This is a genomic window from Mycolicibacter sinensis (genome assembly GCF_001667375.1).
GTDB classification, from domain to species: domain Bacteria; phylum Actinomycetota; class Actinomycetes; order Mycobacteriales; family Mycobacteriaceae; genus Mycobacterium; species Mycobacterium sinense_A.
Genome location: NZ_LZIN01000079.1, coordinates 1 through 16,335, shown reverse-complemented (window position 1 = coordinate 16,335; position 16,335 = coordinate 1). Strand labels below are relative to the sequence as shown.

Sequence of the window (16,335 nt, the reverse complement as noted above, 5' to 3'; positions counted from 1 at the left end):
GACGATCACACCACCCAGATCGCCTGTGCCGCAGGGCTTCCCAGGTCTATGGTCGCCTGCTCGCCGGCGGGCGACTCCAGGGCCACCGAGATGATCCCGGCGAACTCGCGGCGGGTCAGCACCTGGACGCGAGCATCGAGGCTGATGCCCACTCCGTCGAAGTAGCGCAGCATCTCCGGGTCGGCATCGGAGATCCGGGCCACCGTGCCGGAGTCGCCGTCGGCGCACTCCCACAACTGACGGGCCGGGGGGGTGGGCACCTGCCCGTCGGCCGCCGGGATCGGGTCGCCGTGGGGGTCGCGCTGCGGAAATCCCAATTTGGCGTCGATGCGGTCCACCAGCGCATCGGAGACCGCGTGCTCGAGCACCTCGGCCTCGTCGTGCACCTCGTCCCAGCTGTAGCCCAGCTCGCGCACCAGAAACGTCTCGATCAACCGGTGCCGGCGCACCATGCCCAGCGCAGCGCGCCGTCCCTCGTCGGTGAGGGTTACCGCGCCGTACTTCTCGTGGTCCACCAGGCCGGCTTCGGCGAGTTTGCGGATCGATTCCGATGCGGTGCTGGCCGATACACCGATCTTCTCCGCCAGCATCTTGGTGCTGACCTTGTCGGGTGACCACTCCTGGGCGGTCCAGATGACCTTCAGGTAGTCCTGGGCGACGCTAGTCAGCCCGTCCGACTGCTCCCAAGGGCTCACGGCACACAGTTTAGGCTTGCGGATGTGCAGCGGTGGCGGGGGCAGGACGAGATCCCCACAGACTGGGGCAGGTGCGTGCTCACCATCGGCGTGTTCGACGGTGTGCACCGCGGCCATGCCGAACTGATCGCCCATGCGGTGAAGACCGGTAGAGCCCGCGGTGTGCCGACGGTGCTGATGACCTTCGACCCGCACCCGATGGAAGTGGTCTACCCCGGCAACCATCCCGCGCAACTCACCACGTTGGCGCGCCGCGCCGAGCTCGTCGAAGAGGCCGGCGTAGACGTGTTCCTGGTGATCCCGTTCACCCACGACTTCATGAAGCTCACCCCGGACCGCTACATCCACGAACTTCTGGTCGAGCGCCTGCACGTGGTGGACGTGGTGGTGGGGGAGAACTTCACCTTCGGCCGCAAGGCGGCGGGCAACGTCGAGACGTTGCGCCGCGCCGGTGAGCAGTTCGGTTTCGGGGTGAAGTCGGTGTCGCTGGTGGCCGAGCGCGCCGACACCGACCCGGCCCAGTCGGTCACCTTCTCCTCGACCTACATCCGGTCCTGCGTGGACGCCGGCGACGTCGTCGCCGCGGCCGAGGCCCTGGGCCGGCCGCACCGGGTCGAGGGCTTGGTGGTGCGCGGGGATGGCCGCGGGAAGGACCTGGGCTTCCCGACCGCCAACGTGGCACCGTCGGCGTATGCGGCCATTCCGGCCGACGGGGTGTACGCGGCGTGGTTCACCGTGCTGGGGCACGGCCCGGTGCCCGGCACCGTCATCGCCGGTCAGCGCTGCCGGGCGGCGGTGTCGGTCGGCACCAACCCGACCTTCTCCGGGCGGGCCCGCACCGTCGAGGCGTTCGTACTGGACCAAACCGCCGACCTGTACGGCCAGCGGGTCGCCGTCGATTTCGTCAGCCGGATCCGGGGTCAGGAGAAGTTCAACTCGGTGGCGGATCTGGTGGCGGCGATGAACACCGACGTGGACAAGACCCGCGCTCTGTTGGCCGAAGACTGACCGCCCGCACGATTGGGAAAGGTGCGGGAGGCGCTGCTAGACTCGCCCCTCGGCGTGCTGCAGTCCGCGGTGGCCGCCGTAATGACATTCGCGGGACCGATTGATGGAGATGTTTTCGTGGCACTGACAGTCGAGCAGAAAAAAGAGATCCTGGGTAACTACGGTCTGCACGAGACCGACACCGGTTCTCCGGAGGCGCAGGTCGCGCTGCTCACCAAGCGGATCATCGACCTCACCGAGCACCTCAAGACCCACAAGCACGACCACCACTCCCGGCGCGGCCTGCTGCTGCTGGTCGGCCGGCGGCGTCGTCTGCTCAAGTACCTCGCCCAGATCGATGTGGCGCGGTACCGCTCGCTCATTGAGCGCCTGGGCCTGCGTCGCTGACCAACCGGCGGCAAACGCCGCCGTGTAGAGTGAGACCGTTCCGGGCCCCGCCCGGAGATCGGTGTGGCCCACGCAGTCCGCGCGCGTCACTCCGGCACGTCACGACGGGACACGTTCGGGGCGATCAGCCCAGACCTGAGTCGGGCGGTCTTCGGTAGTGGCAGCCGGGTCGAGGAGTTCTACAGATCCGGCCGCTTCGATCGACGACCGTAGCCGCATCCAGGTCCTGCACAGGTCCACGTCTGGCGTTGCGAAACAGCTGAACGAACCAGGAAGGCCGCACGGGCGTCCATGTCTGCAATTGAAATAGAAGAAGGCGTTTTCGAGTCCACCGCCACCATCGACAACGGGAGCTTCGGCACCCGCACCATCCGCTTCGAGACCGGCCGGTTGGCCCAGCAGGCGGCCGGCAGTGTCGTCGCTTACCTCGACGACGAAACCATGCTGCTGTCGGCGACCACCGCCAGCAAGGCTCCCAAGGAGCACTTCGACTTCTTCCCGCTCACCGTCGACGTCGAGGAGCGGATGTATGCCGCCGGGCGCATCCCCGGCTCGTTCTTCCGCCGCGAGGGCCGGCCGTCCACCGACGCGATCCTGACCTGCCGGCTCACCGACCGCCCGCTGCGCCCGTCGTTCGTCGAGGGCCTGCGCAACGAGATCCAGGTCGTGGTCACGGTGCTGAGCCTCGACCCCAAGGACCTCTACGACGTGGTGGCGATCAACGCCGCGTCGGCCTCCACGCAGTTGGCCGGCCTGCCGTTCTCCGGGCCGGTCGGCGCGGCGCGGGTGGCGCTGATCGACGGCAGCTGGGTGGCTTTCCCCACCGTCGAGCAGCTCGAGCGCGCGGTGTTCGACATGGTGCTGGCCGGGCGTGTCCTGGAAGACGGCGATGTCGCGATCATGATGGTCGAGGCGGAGGCCACCGAGAACGTCATCGAGCTGATCGAAGCCGGTGCGCAGGCGCCGACCGAGACGGTGGTCGCCGACGGCCTGGAAGCGGCGAAGCCGTTCATCGCGGCGCTGTGCAAGGCCCAGCAGGAGCTGTCCGACGCCGCCGCGAAACCGACCGCCGACTACCCGCTGTTCCCCTCCTACGGTGAGGACGTCTACTACTCGGTGGCCTCGGTGGCCACCGATGAGCTGGCCAAGGCGCTGACCATCGCCGGCAAGGCCGAGCGCGACGATCGCACCGAGGAGATCAAGGCGGAGGTGGTCGCGCGGCTCGCCGAAACCTACGAGGGACGCGAGAAGGAGATCAGCGCGGCCTACCGCAGCCTGACCAAACAGCTGGTGCGCCAGCGCATTCTGACCGACCACTTCCGCATCGACGGTCGCGGCATCACCGACATTCGGGCGCTGAGCGCGGAGGTCGCCGTGGTGCCCCGGGCGCACGGTAGCGCGCTGTTCGAGCGCGGCGAGACCCAGATCATGGGTGTGACCACGCTGGACATGATGAAGATGGCCCAGCAGATCGACTCGCTGGGGCCGGAGACGTCCAAGCGCTACATGCACCACTACAACTTCCCGCCGTACTCCACCGGTGAGACCGGCCGGGTCGGTTCGCCCAAGCGCCGCGAAATCGGCCATGGCGCATTGGCCGAGCGGGCCCTGATTCCGGTGCTGCCCAGCGTCGAGGAGTTCCCCTACGCCATCCGGCAGGTCTCGGAAGCCCTGAGCTCCAACGGATCCACCTCGATGGGCTCGGTCTGCGCCTCCACGCTGGCACTGCTCAACGCCGGAGTGCCGCTGAAGGCTCCGGTCGCCGGCATCGCGATGGGCCTGGTCTCCGACGACGTAGAAGTCGACGGCAAGACCGAGCGCCGGTTCGTTGCGCTCACCGACATCCTGGGCGCCGAGGACGCGTTCGGCGACATGGACTTCAAGGTCGCCGGCACCAAGGACTTCGTCACCGCGCTGCAGCTGGACACCAAGCTCGACGGCATTCCGTCCAAGGTGCTCGCGGGCGCGCTGTCGCAGGCCAAGGACGCGCGGCTGACCATCCTGGAGGTGATGGCCGAGGCCATCGACGCCCCCGACGAGATGAGCCCGTACGCGCCGCGGGTCACCACCATCAAGGTTCCGGTGGACAAGATCGGCGAGGTGATCGGGCCCAAGGGCAAGATGATCAACTCGATCACCGAGGAGACCGGCGCCCAGATCTCCATCGAGGACGACGGCACCGTGTTCGTCGGAGCCACCGACGGCCCGTCGGCGCAGGCCGCGATCGACAAGATCAATGCGATCGCCAACCCGCAGCTGCCCAAGATCGGTGAGCGGTTCCTGGGCACCGTCGTCAAGACCACCGACTTCGGCGCGTTCATCTCGCTGCTGCCGGGCCGCGACGGGCTGGTGCATATCTCCAAGCTGGGCAAGGGCAAGCGCGTCGCCAAGGTCGAGGACGTCGTCAAGGTCGGCGACAAGCTGCGAGTGGAGATCGCCGACATCGACAACCGCGGCAAGATCTCGCTGGTGCCGGTGGAGGACGCCGCCGAGTCGGCCCCAGAGGCGGGGTCCACCGAGCCTGCCGATGCCGCCGCCACCGAGAGCTGACATCGCGCGCGCCACACTGCGACGTACCACCCTGCCGGGCGGGCTGCGGGTGGTCACCGAGTACCTCCCTGCGGTCCGTTCGGCGTCGGTGGGCGTCTGGGTGGGCGTCGGATCACGTGATGAGGGCGCCACGGTGGCCGGGGCGGCGCACTTCCTGGAGCACTTGCTGTTCAAGGCCACCCCGACCCGCACGGCGGCCGGCATCGCCCAGGCCATGGACGCCGTCGGCGGTGAGCTCAACGCCTTCACCGGCAAAGAGCACACCTGCTACTACGCCCACGTGCTCGACAGCGATCTGGAGCTGGCCGTCGCGCTGGTGAGCGACGTGGTGCTCAACGGGTCCTGCGCGGCCGCCGACGTCGACCTCGAGCGCGACGTGGTCCTCGAAGAACTCGCGATGCGCGACGATGATCCCGAGGACGCGCTGGGCGACGTGTTCTTGTCGACGCTGTTCGGCGACCATCCGATCGGACGGCCGGTGATCGGCAATGTCGAGTCGGTGTCGGCGATGACGGCTAAGCAGCTGCGCTCGTTTCACCAGCGTCGCTACACCCCGGAGCGCATGGTGGTGGCGGTGGCCGGCAATGTCGATCACGACACCGTGGTGGCGCTGGTTCGAGAACACTTCGGGCATCGCCTGATTCGAGGCGAGAAGCCCGCCGAGCCGCGGCGCGGGACTTCCCGGGTGCCGGGCACGCCCGGGCTGACCGTGGTCAACCGGGACGCCGACCAGACCCACATGTCGCTGGGGGTGCGCGCTCCGGGGAGGTACTGGCCGCACCGTCAGGCGCTGGCGGTGCTCAACACCGCCCTCGGCGGGGGGTTGAGTTCGCGGTTGTTCCAACAGGTTCGGGAATCGCGCGGGCTGGCGTACTCGATCTACTCGTCGGTGGACACCTTCGCCGACGCGGGTGCACTGTCGGTCTACACCGCCTGCCAGCCGGAGCGGTTCGCCGAAGTGGCGGCAGTGACCACCGAGGTGCTCGACGCGGTTGCGCGCGACGGCATCACCGCCGAGGAGTGCCGGATCGCCAAGGGATCCTTGCGCGGCGGACTGGTTCTGGGACTGGAGGATTCGAGTTCGCGGATGAACCGGCTCGGCCGTACCGAACTGAACTACGGACGGCACCGCCCCATCTCCCGTACCCTGCGGGAGCTGTCCGCGGTCACCGTCGACGAGGTCAACGCGGTGGCCCGTCAACTGTTGCGCCAGCCCTACGGTGTCGCTGTTCTGGGTCCGTACCGCTCGAAAGGGGCTCTTCCGCGGCGTTTGCGGTTAATGGCAGGCTAGGGGGATGGCTTTCAGCTTCTCCGAACTCGCGGTCCCACTGCTCGGTGCGCCGATGGCCGGCGGTCCCAGCACACCGGAGCTGGCGGCCGCCGTGTCGCAGGCGGGCGGGCTGGGTTTTGTCGCCGGCGGTTACCGAACCCCGCAACAGTTGGCCGACGACATCACCGCCGCACGCAGCGCCACGGCCGGCCCGATCGGGGCCAATCTGTTTGTGCCGCAACCCAGTGGTGCCGATATGGTGCTGCTCGACGAGTATGCCGATCTGCTGGAACCACTGGCCGAGCATTACGGCGTCGAACTGGGCCGGCCCCGCTCCGGTGACGACGACTGCTGGCCGGAGAAGCTCGAGGTGATCGCCGACCTACGGCCCACGGTGGTCTCGTTCACGTTCGGGACACCGGCGCCGGAGGACCTGGCGAGGCTGCGGGCGCTGCGCATCATGACCCTGGTCACGGTGACCTCGGCGTACGAGGCCGGTATCGCGGTGGCGCACGGCGCCGACGCGTTGGTGGTGCAGGGCCCTGGCGCCGGCGGGCACCGTGGCAGCTTCGCGCCCGACGTGCGGCCGGGAAGCGAGCCGCTCGAGGATCTGCTGGCCGAGATCGGCCACGCCCACGGTGACGTCCCGCTGGTGGCGGCCGGTGGTCTGGGCACCGCGGGCGATGTGGCCGGGGTGCTGGGACGCGGTGCGGTGGCCGCCCAGATCGGTACCGCACTGCTGCTGGCGGACGAGGCGGGTACCAACCCGACGCACCGTGCGGCGCTGACGAACCCGGAGTTCATCAACACCACGGTGACGTGTGCGTTCTCCGGCCGCTACGCGCGCGGACTGGAGAACGACTTCACCCGGACCTTCGACTATGTGGCGCCGGTGGGATATCCGGAGATCAACCACATGACCAGGCCGATCCGGGCGGCGGCAGTGGCGATGGATGACCCGCACGGGACCAGCCTGTGGGCTGGGACCGCCTACCGGACGGTCCGCGGGGCGAAGGCCGCCGACATCGTGGCGGCATTGACGCCGGGTTGATCCGGTCCGGACCCGGTTGCCCCGGCCCGCCACGCTCATTCATCGATCCGGCGCATTCAATGTAGGCAGTACCGGTGGTATCGTTGTACCCTAGCTGATCATCTGTCCAAGTCAAAGACAAAACATGCGTCTTTGTAAACGTGATAGGGGTTGACATGCTCAAGGTCGACGACAGTGCCGCGGGCCCGCATGACGGCTCACTGGACCACGAGCGGATCGTCCTACAAGCCCGTGACGTCGGATTCGACTGGTCGGACCTGCCGGTGCACTACCTGCCCGGGGAACCCTTCGCCACCCACTTCTGCAACGTGCTGCACCTACTGCTGCCCGCCGGCGAGGAGTTCTTCGTCGAGGTGTTCAAGCAGGCGCTGCCCTTGATCAAAGACGACCAACTGCGCCTCGACGTCCAGGGGTTCATCGGGCAGGAGGCCACCCACGCGCAGGCGCACACAGGCGTCGTCGAGGCGCTGGCCGCCCGCGGCATCGACATGTCGCCGTTCACCGCCCAGATCAAGTGGCTGTTCGCTCACCTGCTCGGCGACCGGCCGCACTGGAGCCAGCGCCGCCAGCAGCGCTGGTTGCTGGAACGGGTGGCGCTGGTCGCCGCCGTCGAGCACTACACGGCGATCCTGGGGGAGTGGGTGCTCGACAGCCCGGCGCTGGATGCGATCGGCGCCCATCCGGCGATGCTGGACATGCTGCGCTGGCACGGTGCCGAAGAGGTCGAGCACAAGGCCGTCGCCTTCGACGTGATGAAACACCTGCGGGCCGGGTACTTCCGGCAGGTGCGCACCCAGTTGATCGTCACGCCGATGATGCTGTGGCTATGGGTGCGCGGCCTGCGGTTCATGTACAAGGTGGACCCGCAATTGCCGGCCGGAACCAAGCCGCGCTGGCGGGACTGGTTCACAGTGTCGCGCCGTGGGCTGGTACCCGCTCCGTTCGAATTCATGCCCGCCATCGCCTCCTACTACCGGCCGGGCTTTCACCCCGCTCAACTCGGCGGGATCGAGAAAGCGGTCAACTATCTGGCCATTTCGCCCGCCGCCCGCGCCACGCACTGACCACCGACAACAGGGACCACATGAGCACTCTCACCGCATCCGACGGCGTCACGCTGGCGGTGCACGCCTACACCGACCTGGCCCCGGGACGGCCGACGATCCTGGCCGTTCACGGCTACCCGGACAACCACCACGTGTGGGATCCGGTGGCCGAGGAGCTCGTCGAGACGGGCCGCTACAACGTCGTCGCCTACGACGTGCGCGGTGCGGGCGCGTCCTCGGCGCCGACGGACAGGTCCGGCTACCGGCTGCCTCAGCTGGTCGACGACATCGGTGCGGTGATCGAGCACCTGGGTGTCGAACAGGTCCATCTGCTGGCCCACGACTGGGGTTCCATTCAGGGCTGGGCGGCGGTGACCGACCCCTCGGTGGCGTCCAAAATCGGTTCCTACACGTCGATTTCCGGGCCGCACCTGGATTACGCCGGACAGTTCCTGCGCTCGCCCCGTAACCTGCGGACCCTCGTCGACGTCGTCCGGCAATTCCTGGAGTCCGGCTACATCTGGCTGTTCTTGACCCCATGGCTGCCCGAGGCGCTGTTCCGGTCCGGTTTCGGCGGCAGACTCATCGAAACCCTGGAGCGGATCGGTCAGTCCGGCGGCCCGCGGCGGGCCGGCCACCGTGCGGAGAACGACTACGTCAACGGACTGAACCTGTATCGGGCGAACATGCCCAGACCGCTGCTGAAACCGTCCGTGCCGCTGCCCTCCACCGAGGTGCCCGTACAGGTGCTCGCACCGCGCCTGGACCTGTTCGTCAGCCCCGCCCTGCAACGCTTCACCGGTGCGATCCCGCCCCGCAACCGGGTGCTCGACATCGACGGTGGGCACTGGGTGGTGACCGACCGCCCCGAGATGATCGCCCGGCTCACCGGCGAATGGGTGGATCAGCATGTGGCCGACAGCGCAGACCCTGCCGTCACCGATATCCCTGATACGCGGCAAAGCTGATATGCCGCAAGACATCTGGCGTTCTCGGCCCCCGGACCTCTACGGCCGGCGTAAGCATGACCGGTTCTTCAGCCTGCTCTGGGGATCGGTGACGATCTTCGGCGGCATCTCGGGGCTGTCGAGGTGGACGCCGTCGCGGGTGGCGCCGGTCTCGCGGACCATCGCCGCGGTCGTCACCAAGCGGGAGATGCTGACCCCGGACGTCGTGGCGCTGACGATCGCCGACCCGCAAGGCCTGCTGCCGTCCTGGACCCCAGGCGGTCATATCGACGTGCAGCTGCCGTCGGGTCGTCGCCGGCAGTACTCGCTGTGCGGGGTGCCCGGCCGACGCACCGACTACCGCATCGCGGTGCGGCGGCTCGACGACGGTGGCGGCGGGTCGGTGGAGATGCACGAGTCCTACGCCGTGGGCGACACCTTGGTGTTCGAGGGCCCGCGCAACGCGTTCTATCTCGGCACCGATGAGAGCGACGTGCTGTTCGTCATCGGCGGGATCGGGGTAACCCCGATGCTGCCGATGCTGCGCGAGGCAGCGCAGCGCGGAATCAATTGGCGCGCTGTGTATGCCGGCCGCAACCGGGCCGATATGCCGCTGCTCGACGAGGTGCTGGCGGTGGATTCCGGGCGCGTCACGGTATGGGCCGACGACGAACACGGGCGGTTCGCCTGCACCGACGAACTGCTGGCCGATGCCGGTCCGCAGACCGCGGTGTATGTGTGCGGGCCGACCGCGATGCTCGAAGCGGTGCGCGCCACCCGTAACGAACACGCCGATGCGCCGCTGCACTACGAGCGGTTCAGCCCGCCGCCGGTCGTCGACGGCGTGCCCTTCGAACTCGAGCTGGCCCGCTCGCGGCGATTGCTGCTGATCCCGGCGGACCGTTCGGCGCTGGATGTGATGCTCGACGCCGACCCGACCACCGCCTGCTCGTGTCGGCAGGGGTTCTGCGGCACCTGCAAGGTCAAGGTGGTCTCCGGTGATGTCGACCGGCGAGGACGCACCGCGGAGGAGTGCGACGAGATGCTGGTCTGCGTCTCTCGGGCCCGCGGCGGCCGGATCGTCATCGACGCCTGAGCGAATTGGCGTCAACTTCCAGGCGGTTTCGGCAAATCACGGCCTCCGCTATCGGCCGGCCCCTACACTGCCCGGATGCCCCCAACCCTTCCGATCCATCCGGCCAGCCTGCCCGCCAAGCTGATCTACGGGCTCGCCAACGCCGTCACCCCGCGCCTGGTGCGGCGCCTGGTGCTGCACGCCGGTAGCGGGACGGTCGCCAGCCGGATCACAAAGGTAGGCCGCCGGGTCAACACCGTCGCCAAGCTGCAACGCGTCAGGCCGTTCTTCGGGGTGGGCTTTACCCGTAGCCAGGGCCCCGGCGTCCCGGTCGAAGTGGTCCGAGTGGCCGATCGGGGCCGGCCGCTCGGTGATGCCTTCGTCGATGGCGTCATCCTGTATTTCCACGGCGGCGGCTTCGTCACCGGAGGCTTGGACACCCACCTGCATGTGGTGGCCAAACTCGCCCGACGCACCCGACTGCCGGTTGTTCATGTCGATTACCGGCAATACCCCCAAGTTACGGTGGACGGTTCGGTGGACGATTGCATCGGCGCGTACCGCTGGCTGCTCGGACTCGGCGCCGACCCGGACAAAACGGTGCTCGCCGGGGACTCCGCCGGTGGGTTCTTGGCATTCGCGACCGCGCTGACCAGCCAGCAGCGCGGCCTGCCCGCCCCGGCCGGGGTGATCGGGATCTCGCCGGTGCTGGAGTTGGACGGCGTCGCCCGCAGCACCCACTCGAACAGGACCGCCGACGCATTCGGCATCCCGGCGGTGCTGCCCGACATCATCGATCTGGTGTGCCCCTCGGCGCGGCTGCGCCACGAGCTGTCCCCGATCAATGGCCGGCTGGAGACTCTGCCGCCGGCCCTGCTGATCGCGGCCGAGTCGGAGATCCTGCGCTGCGATGCCGAACGGCTGCACGCCGCGCTGCAGCAGCTGGGCCGGCCCAGCCTCCTGGAGCTATGGGCGCGCCAACTGCACGCATTCCCGGCGTTGTTCCCCTTCCTGCCGGACAGTCGGGCGGCGTTCGCTCTCATCTGCCGGTTCGTGGCCGAGCGCCTGGCCGAGGCCGACCGATCCGGGGAGGCCCGCCGAGAGGTGTCCTGACGCTTGGGCCCACACCGCCCGGCTTCGCCGCGCTCGCAGTCCCCGCTAGGGTGGCAGCCATGCGGGTAGCAGTGCTGGGCGCCAAGGGCAAAGTCGGTGCCACCATGGTTGCGGCGGTGCGCGCCGCCGATGATCTGACCCTGTCCGCCGAGGTCGACGCCGGTGACGAGCTGAGCCTGCTGACCGCCGGCGACACCGAGGTCGTGATCGACTTCACCCACCCCGACGTCGTGATGGACAATCTGAAGTTCTTGATCGACAACGGGATTCACGCGGTGGTCGGCACCACCGGATTCACCGCCGAGCGGCTCGATCAGGTCCGCTCCTGGCTGGCGGCCAAACCCGGTGCGTCGGTGCTGATCGCACCCAACTTCGCGATCGGCGCCGTGCTGTCAATGCACTTCGCGGTGCAGGCCGCCAGGTTCTTCGAATCGGCGGAGGTCATCGAGCTGCACCACCCGCAGAAGGCCGATGCGCCGTCGGGCACCGCCACCCGCACCGCCGCGCTGATCGCCGAGGCCCGAAAAGACCTGCCGCCCAACCCCGATGCCACCAGCACCGGCCTGCCGGGAGCGCGCGGCGCCGACGTGGACGGCGTTCCGGTGCATTCGGTACGCCTGGCCGGGCTGGTCGCCCACCAGGAGGTGCTCTTCGGCACCCTGGGCGAGACGCTCACCATCCGCCACGACAGCATCGACCGGACATCGTTCGTTCCCGGGGTGCTGTTGGCGGTGCGGCGCGTCGCCGAATTCCCGGGCCTGACGATCGGCATCGAACCCCTCCTCGACCTGCAATAGGCGTGGTCACAGTGTCGGCGGCAGCCCGAATGAAGGCACTCATCGCCTTCATGTGCCTGGCACTGTTGATGTACCTGGTGTTCTTGGGCCGGATCGCGGTGCTGCTGATCACGTCCGGCTCGGCGCCCGCGGTCGGGTTGGGGCTGGCACTGCTGGTCATGCCGGTCATCGGCCTGTGGGCGATGATCGCCACCCTGCGCGACGGCTTCGCCCATCAGCGGCTGTCCCGGCTGATCGCCGATGACGGGATGGAACTCGATGCCAGCGCGTTGCCGCGACGGCCGTCGGGTCGTATCGAACGCGACGCCGCTGATGCCCTGTTCCACACGGTGCGTGCGGAACTCGACGCCGACCCCGATGATTGGCGACGCTGGTACCGGCTGGCCCGCGCCTACGAGTACGCCGGGGACCGTCGCCGCGCGCGGGAGACCATGAAGATCGCGGTCCGGCTGCAGGAGAGCCGATGAGCAAGACCTTGTTGATCGTTCACCACACGCCGTCGCCGTACTGCCAGGCCATGTTCGAGGCGGTGCTGTCCGGGGCGACCGACCCCGAGATCGAGGGGGTCGAGGTGGTGCGCCGCGCGGCGTTGGCGGTGTCGCCGGGCGACATGCTGTCCGCCGACGGCTACCTGCTGGGCAGCCCGGCCAACCTGGGCTATCTGAGCGGCGCCCTCAAGCACGCCTTCGACGTGTGTTATTACCCGATCCTGGATTCGACCCGCGGCCGGCCCTTCGGGCTGTATCTGCACGGCAACGAAGGCACCGAGGGAGCCGAACGCGCCGTCGACTCCATCACGACCGGCCTGGGCTGGGTGAAGGCCGCCGACTACGTCGTGGTGTCCGGCAAGCCCACCAACGCCGACATCGAGGCGTGCTGGAACCTCGGCGCAACGGTTGCGGCGCAATTGATGGGGTAGCCGTGCTAGGCGTTGCCACGCGGTGGCGGCTGCACCTCGACACCACCGTATTCGTGCTCCGGCCCGGCATCAGGGTGTTCGGCGGGTAGCCGGTCACGGAATCGGCTGGCCTCACTGGGACCTCCGGGGCCGGTTCTCCGCTCGGGGCTGCGGTATGGCCCCGGCTTCGGCCGAGGTTTCCCGCCCGGGAATGCCAACCGGAAGATAGTGCGGTGCACCGTAAACCACTGCTTGGAGAACCGCCCGGAGTTGTAGGGCAACTCATAGCGCTCGCAGATGTCCTTGATCTTGGGGGCGATCTCGGAGTACCGGCTACTGGGCATGTCCGGATACAGATGGTGTTCGACTTGGTAGCCCAAATTGCCGCTGATGACGTGGAACAGCGGACTGCCGTCGATGTTGGCCGCGCCGATCAACTGGCGGACGTACCACCCGCCGCGGGTTTCGTTCTCCACTTCCTCTTCACTGAATGTGTACGTCTGGTCGGGGAAATGCCCGCAGAAAATGATGGCGTGAGCCCACACATTGCGGATGAGATTAGCCAGTGCGTCGGCGGCCAGGGTGCGCAAATAGGTACTTTCGACCCCCGACAGCAACCGGTCCAGCATATTCGCCGTGGCGCCGATCCGGCCCTTGCTCGAGACCTTCCGAAGCCGCCGGCCGACACGCGACTCCGCCGGCTGATCAATCCGGCCACGAAGGGCCAGCTGTGCCAAGGCGAACGCGCCGGCGCTGATTGCCGGCCAGCCGAGGTAGTCCTTGACAATCTGCGCCCGCGCCTTACCTCGGATTCCCTTGAGCTCTTGGCGCACCTCCGACCACGGCTTCTCGCCGCGCTGTGCGGCGCGAAAGTCGATATCGTGAACCGCCACGCCCCATTCGAACAAAATCGTCAGCAAAAAGTTGAACAGTGGTTGGGCGAGCCAGACCGGATGCCACGGCTGATTGGGGTCGATCCGCATTATCTCGTAGCCGAGATCGCGATCCTTGCCCCGGATGTTGGTGTAGGTGTGATGGATGTAGTTATGCGAGTGCTTCCACGCTTTCGCCGTTGAGGCGGTGTCCCAGTCCCACACCGAGGAATGGACGTCGGGGTCGTTCATCCAATCCCATTGGCCGTGCATGATGTTATGACCGAGTTCCATGTTCTCCAAGATTTTGGCCATACTCAGACATGCCGTGCCGAGCACCCACGCAGTTCTCGACCGCGATGCCAGCAACAGCACACGTCCGACCACCACGATCTGGCGCTGTACCGAGATCACCGTCTTGATGTAGTGGCGGTCGCGATCGCCGAGTTCGGCGAATACCTCGTCGTGGATCGCGTCGAATTCTTTCGCGAGTTTTTCCAGCTCCTGCTCGCTCAGACGGGCGAGCGGGCTCTCCGCGGTAGTAGTCATGTGGCTCCCTTCGATCACAGTTCGAGTTCGACGTCACCTTCGGCGGTGTGGATACAGATCCGCACGTCTTGTCCGATCGGCTCGGTGACCTCCCCGGAACGTAGATCGCGCAGCTTGCCGGACTTCAACGTCCCAACACAGGTGTGGCAGATACCGATTCGGCAGCCGTACGCGAGGTTCAGACCGGCCTGCTCGCCGGCTTCCAAAATGGGGGTGCCTCCATCGCATTCGACAGCAGTCTCACTTTCGAGGAAGGCAACCTGACCCCCTTCGCCTGCGCCGGCGTTACCGCCGATCTTCGGCTGGAACCGCTCATAGTGCAGCCGATCCGGGTCGCCGTTGTCCTCCCAGTGCTGGATCATCGCATCGAGCAAGTCGCCCGGACCCGAACAGAACGCTTCGCGATCGCGCCAGTCCGGACACAACTCGTCCAAGTCGCTCGGCGACAACCGGCCGCGTTCGGCCGTGAGCCGCACATCCAGCCGCAGGTGTTCGTGGCGGCGGTCGAGGTCTTCCAGTACCGGCAAGAACATCACCTGCTCGCGGGTGCGGGCGGAATGAAACACCACCACGTCGCCCAGCTCGCCGCGGTGATCAAGGCTGCGCAGCATGCTGATGATCGGCGTGATGCCGCTGCCGGCGCTGATGAACAGCATTTTCGCGGGCAGCGGCTCGGGCAGGGTGAAGACGCCCTCTATTTCGCCGAGCCGTACCAGCTCTCCGGGCTGTATTTTCCGCACCAGGTACGGCGACACCACGCCGCTGTCCACCGCCTTGGGCGTGACGCTGATCAGCCCGTCCTTTGGCTGCGGATCCGAAGTCAGCGAGTATGCGCGCCAGTGGTACCGGCCGTCGATGACCAAACCAAGCCGTACGTACTGGCCCGGCTTGTGGCCCGGCCACTCGTACCCCGGGCGAATCAGTACGCTGGCCGCTTCGGAGCCTTGCGGCTCGACCCGCTCGACCTTGCCGCGCAACTCTTTGGTCGTCCACAGCGGGTTGACCATCTCGAGGTAGTCGTCGGGGCGTAACGGACTGAACAGATGCCGCACCGCTCGCAAAAACAGGCGACGGCCGCGTGGGACGTGGGGTTCAGCACCGCGTTCGGCCATATCCCGTCTCCCTCCGGGCTGGCCGTGCAAACCGCCCTTGAACTTGGCAGACCCAAGACCTGCTTAGCGGTAGGTAACCCGGTCTGGGACGTGTTGAAACCCGACTACGTGTAGATGCATGGCGCCGCGTTGGCGGTGGCGCCGGCCGTCATGCCGCCCGCCGACGGCTACCTGCTGGGCAGCCCGGCCAACCTGGGCTATCTGAGCGCTCGGAAGCGTGCTGGGGTCGGCTGAGCACCGCTAGGGGGCGATGCGGGTCTCCGGTTGATAGAACGAGTGGAACGGATACTGTCGGCCCAGCGGACCCATCTGGTGGCAGTCCTGCTGCGACGGCGGGGATTTCGGCGGCTCGTAGTAGTAGATTACGCAGCGCTGCCAGCTACCGTCGGGCTGAAGGGGCCCGTCGCACTTCTGGGCGGTGGCGAAGAACAGCAGCGGATTGTCCTGGCACCCGGCATTGGCCGCCGGCGCCGCGCCGAGCCACCCGGCCATCAGCGCCGCGGCTCCCAACAAGGCGGTCAGCCCACCCGTGATGTAGCGCTTCACGGCCATTCCCTTCCCGTCCCAGTGTGTTGCCGAGAGACTAGGCCGGACGTCGCCGGGGTTTGGCCGATTTGCGCTCGCCGTTTCCGCCCAGTTCCCAGAGTGAGGCGATAGGCTGCGATGCCGTGACGCAAGCAAACGACACCCAGGCCACCGGCGACCTGCTCGCGCGCACGCTGGAATCGGTGCGTGCCGCCCACCAGGACCTCGCGGAGCTGGTCAAGCACAAGGACGGCATCCATGCCGTGGCGCACACCGCCAGGGGCACCGCACTGATCCACGACCTGCGCAAGGAACTCGACCAGCTCAACAAGATCCTGCCCTTCAAGAGCTAGTTGCCCGCCTGCGACGTCAGGGTGGGGCTTTGTTGAGGGCGCGTTCGGTGTTGATGCGGTGGGTGCGGTCTTGGGTGCGGGTGCGTT

General features: G+C 67.5%; 17 protein-coding genes and 1 pseudogene. 14 read left to right on the top strand and 4 right to left on the bottom strand.

The annotated features are described in order from the left end of the window. Positions 1–5: 5 nt before the first annotated feature. On the bottom strand, positions 6–695 hold the full coding sequence (gene mntR, locus A5771_RS16560; RefSeq protein ID WP_064856280.1) for a manganese-binding transcriptional regulator MntR: 690 nt from the start codon (positions 693–695) through the stop codon (positions 6–8). Between the two features lie 24 nt (positions 696–719). On the opposite strand from mntR, the gene A5771_RS16555 reads away from it, so the two are divergent. The 12 genes from A5771_RS16555 to A5771_RS16500 all read left to right on the top strand — a co-directional run bounded on the left by A5771_RS16555 (position 720) and on the right by A5771_RS16500 (position 12,858). Then, on the top strand, positions 720–1,703 hold the full coding sequence (locus A5771_RS16555) for a bifunctional riboflavin kinase/FAD synthetase (protein WP_064856279.1): 984 nt from the start codon (positions 720–722) through the stop codon (positions 1,701–1,703). Positions 1,704–1,820: 117 nt separating this feature from the next. Continuing rightward, a complete protein-coding gene (gene rpsO, locus A5771_RS16550) occupies positions 1,821–2,090 on the top strand; it encodes a 30S ribosomal protein S15 (RefSeq protein ID WP_064856321.1) in 270 nt (89 codons plus the stop codon). Positions 2,091–2,381: 291 nt separating this feature from the next. Then, complete coding sequence (locus A5771_RS16545) at positions 2,382–4,640, top strand: polyribonucleotide nucleotidyltransferase (RefSeq protein WP_064856278.1); 2,259 nt, start codon at positions 2,382–2,384, stop codon at positions 4,638–4,640. Continuing rightward, positions 4,618–5,931 carry a M16 family metallopeptidase gene (locus tag A5771_RS16540; protein ID WP_064856277.1) on the top strand — a complete coding sequence of 438 codons (1,314 nt, stop codon included), beginning with the start codon at positions 4,618–4,620 and terminating at the stop codon, positions 5,929–5,931. Before A5771_RS16545 ends, A5771_RS16540 begins: the two co-directional genes overlap by 23 nt. A 4-nt stretch (positions 5,932–5,935) precedes the next feature. Then, entirely contained in the window at positions 5,936–6,961 is a 1,026-nt protein-coding gene (locus tag A5771_RS16535) for a nitronate monooxygenase (protein ID WP_064856276.1), read from the top strand. Positions 6,962–7,116: 155 nt separating this feature from the next. Continuing rightward, the gene (locus A5771_RS16530; RefSeq protein WP_064856275.1) at positions 7,117–8,025 is read left to right on the top strand and encodes a metal-dependent hydrolase; all 909 of its coding nucleotides are present in this window, start codon (positions 7,117–7,119) and stop codon (positions 8,023–8,025) included. A gap of 20 nt (positions 8,026–8,045) precedes the next feature. After that, entirely contained in the window at positions 8,046–8,975 is a 930-nt protein-coding gene (locus tag A5771_RS16525) for an alpha/beta fold hydrolase (protein ID WP_064856274.1), read from the top strand. A gap of 1 nt (position 8,976) precedes the next feature. Then, positions 8,977–10,050, top strand: coding sequence for a PDR/VanB family oxidoreductase (locus A5771_RS16520; RefSeq protein WP_064856273.1), 1,074 nt, complete (start codon positions 8,977–8,979; stop codon positions 10,048–10,050). A gap of 75 nt (positions 10,051–10,125) precedes the next feature. After that, entirely contained in the window at positions 10,126–11,142 is a 1,017-nt protein-coding gene (locus tag A5771_RS16515; protein WP_064856272.1) for an alpha/beta hydrolase, read from the top strand. A gap of 59 nt (positions 11,143–11,201) precedes the next feature. Further along, on the top strand, positions 11,202–11,939 hold the full coding sequence (gene dapB / locus A5771_RS16510) for a 4-hydroxy-tetrahydrodipicolinate reductase (RefSeq protein ID WP_064856271.1): 738 nt from the start codon (positions 11,202–11,204) through the stop codon (positions 11,937–11,939). Positions 11,940–11,968: 29 nt separating this feature from the next. After that, complete coding sequence (locus A5771_RS16505; RefSeq protein WP_428844416.1) at positions 11,969–12,406, top strand: hypothetical protein; 438 nt, start codon at positions 11,969–11,971, stop codon at positions 12,404–12,406. Further along, positions 12,403–12,858, top strand: coding sequence for a flavodoxin family protein (locus A5771_RS16500; RefSeq protein WP_064856270.1), 456 nt, complete (start codon positions 12,403–12,405; stop codon positions 12,856–12,858). The genes A5771_RS16505 and A5771_RS16500 overlap by 4 nt, the downstream gene beginning before the upstream one ends. A gap of 5 nt (positions 12,859–12,863) precedes the next feature. Here the strand turns inward: A5771_RS16500 and A5771_RS16495 are convergent, their stop codons facing one another. Together A5771_RS16495 and A5771_RS16490 are read right to left on the bottom strand one after the other, a co-directional pair. Further along, positions 12,864–14,258 (bottom strand): fatty acid desaturase family protein, encoded by a 1,395-nt coding sequence (locus A5771_RS16495; protein ID WP_064856269.1) that lies wholly within the window; start codon positions 14,256–14,258, stop codon positions 12,864–12,866. A gap of 14 nt (positions 14,259–14,272) precedes the next feature. Next, complete coding sequence (locus tag A5771_RS16490) at positions 14,273–15,370, bottom strand: ferredoxin reductase (protein ID WP_064856268.1); 1,098 nt, start codon at positions 15,368–15,370, stop codon at positions 14,273–14,275. A 123-nt stretch (positions 15,371–15,493) separates the two neighbouring features. Here A5771_RS16490 and A5771_RS24680 point away from each other — a divergent pair. Further along, positions 15,494–15,577: pseudogene (locus A5771_RS24680) on the top strand (flavodoxin family protein); the annotation flags it as partial. Between the two features lie 33 nt (positions 15,578–15,610). Here A5771_RS24680 and A5771_RS16485 read toward each other — a convergent pair. Further along, on the bottom strand, positions 15,611–15,916 hold the full coding sequence (locus A5771_RS16485; protein WP_064856319.1) for a CDGP domain-containing protein: 306 nt from the start codon (positions 15,914–15,916) through the stop codon (positions 15,611–15,613). A gap of 122 nt (positions 15,917–16,038) precedes the next feature. Between A5771_RS16485 and A5771_RS16480 the strand changes: the two genes are divergently transcribed. Then, entirely contained in the window at positions 16,039–16,248 is a 210-nt protein-coding gene (locus tag A5771_RS16480; RefSeq protein ID WP_064856267.1) for a hypothetical protein, read from the top strand. The last annotated feature ends 87 nt before the right edge of the window (positions 16,249–16,335 follow it).

Excerpts from the sequence above, each read along its gene's own strand:
- A5771_RS16520 (WP_064856273.1), top strand. The coding sequence starts at position 8,977 with ATGCCGCAAGACATCTGGCGTTCTCGGCCCCCGGACCTCTACGGCCGG.
- A5771_RS16525 (WP_064856274.1), top strand. The coding sequence starts at position 8,046 with ATGAGCACTCTCACCGCATCCGACGGCGTCACGCTGGCGGTGCACGCC.
- A5771_RS16530 (WP_064856275.1), top strand. The coding sequence starts at position 7,117 with ATGCTCAAGGTCGACGACAGTGCCGCGGGCCCGCATGACGGCTCACTG.
- A5771_RS16490 (WP_064856268.1), bottom strand. The coding sequence starts at position 15,370 with ATGGCCGAACGCGGTGCTGAACCCCACGTCCCACGCGGCCGTCGCCTG.
- A5771_RS16545 (WP_064856278.1), top strand. The coding sequence starts at position 2,382 with ATGTCTGCAATTGAAATAGAAGAAGGCGTTTTCGAGTCCACCGCCACC.
- A5771_RS16515 (WP_064856272.1), top strand. The coding sequence starts at position 10,126 with ATGCCCCCAACCCTTCCGATCCATCCGGCCAGCCTGCCCGCCAAGCTG.
- A5771_RS16505 (WP_428844416.1), top strand. The coding sequence starts at position 11,969 with ATGAAGGCACTCATCGCCTTCATGTGCCTGGCACTGTTGATGTACCTG.
- A5771_RS16535 (WP_064856276.1), top strand. The coding sequence starts at position 5,936 with ATGGCTTTCAGCTTCTCCGAACTCGCGGTCCCACTGCTCGGTGCGCCG.
- dapB (WP_064856271.1), top strand. The coding sequence starts at position 11,202 with ATGCGGGTAGCAGTGCTGGGCGCCAAGGGCAAAGTCGGTGCCACCATG.
- A5771_RS16540 (WP_064856277.1), top strand. The coding sequence starts at position 4,618 with ATGCCGCCGCCACCGAGAGCTGACATCGCGCGCGCCACACTGCGACGT.
- A5771_RS16500 (WP_064856270.1), top strand. The coding sequence starts at position 12,403 with ATGAGCAAGACCTTGTTGATCGTTCACCACACGCCGTCGCCGTACTGC.
- A5771_RS16495 (WP_064856269.1), bottom strand. The coding sequence starts at position 14,258 with ATGACTACTACCGCGGAGAGCCCGCTCGCCCGTCTGAGCGAGCAGGAG.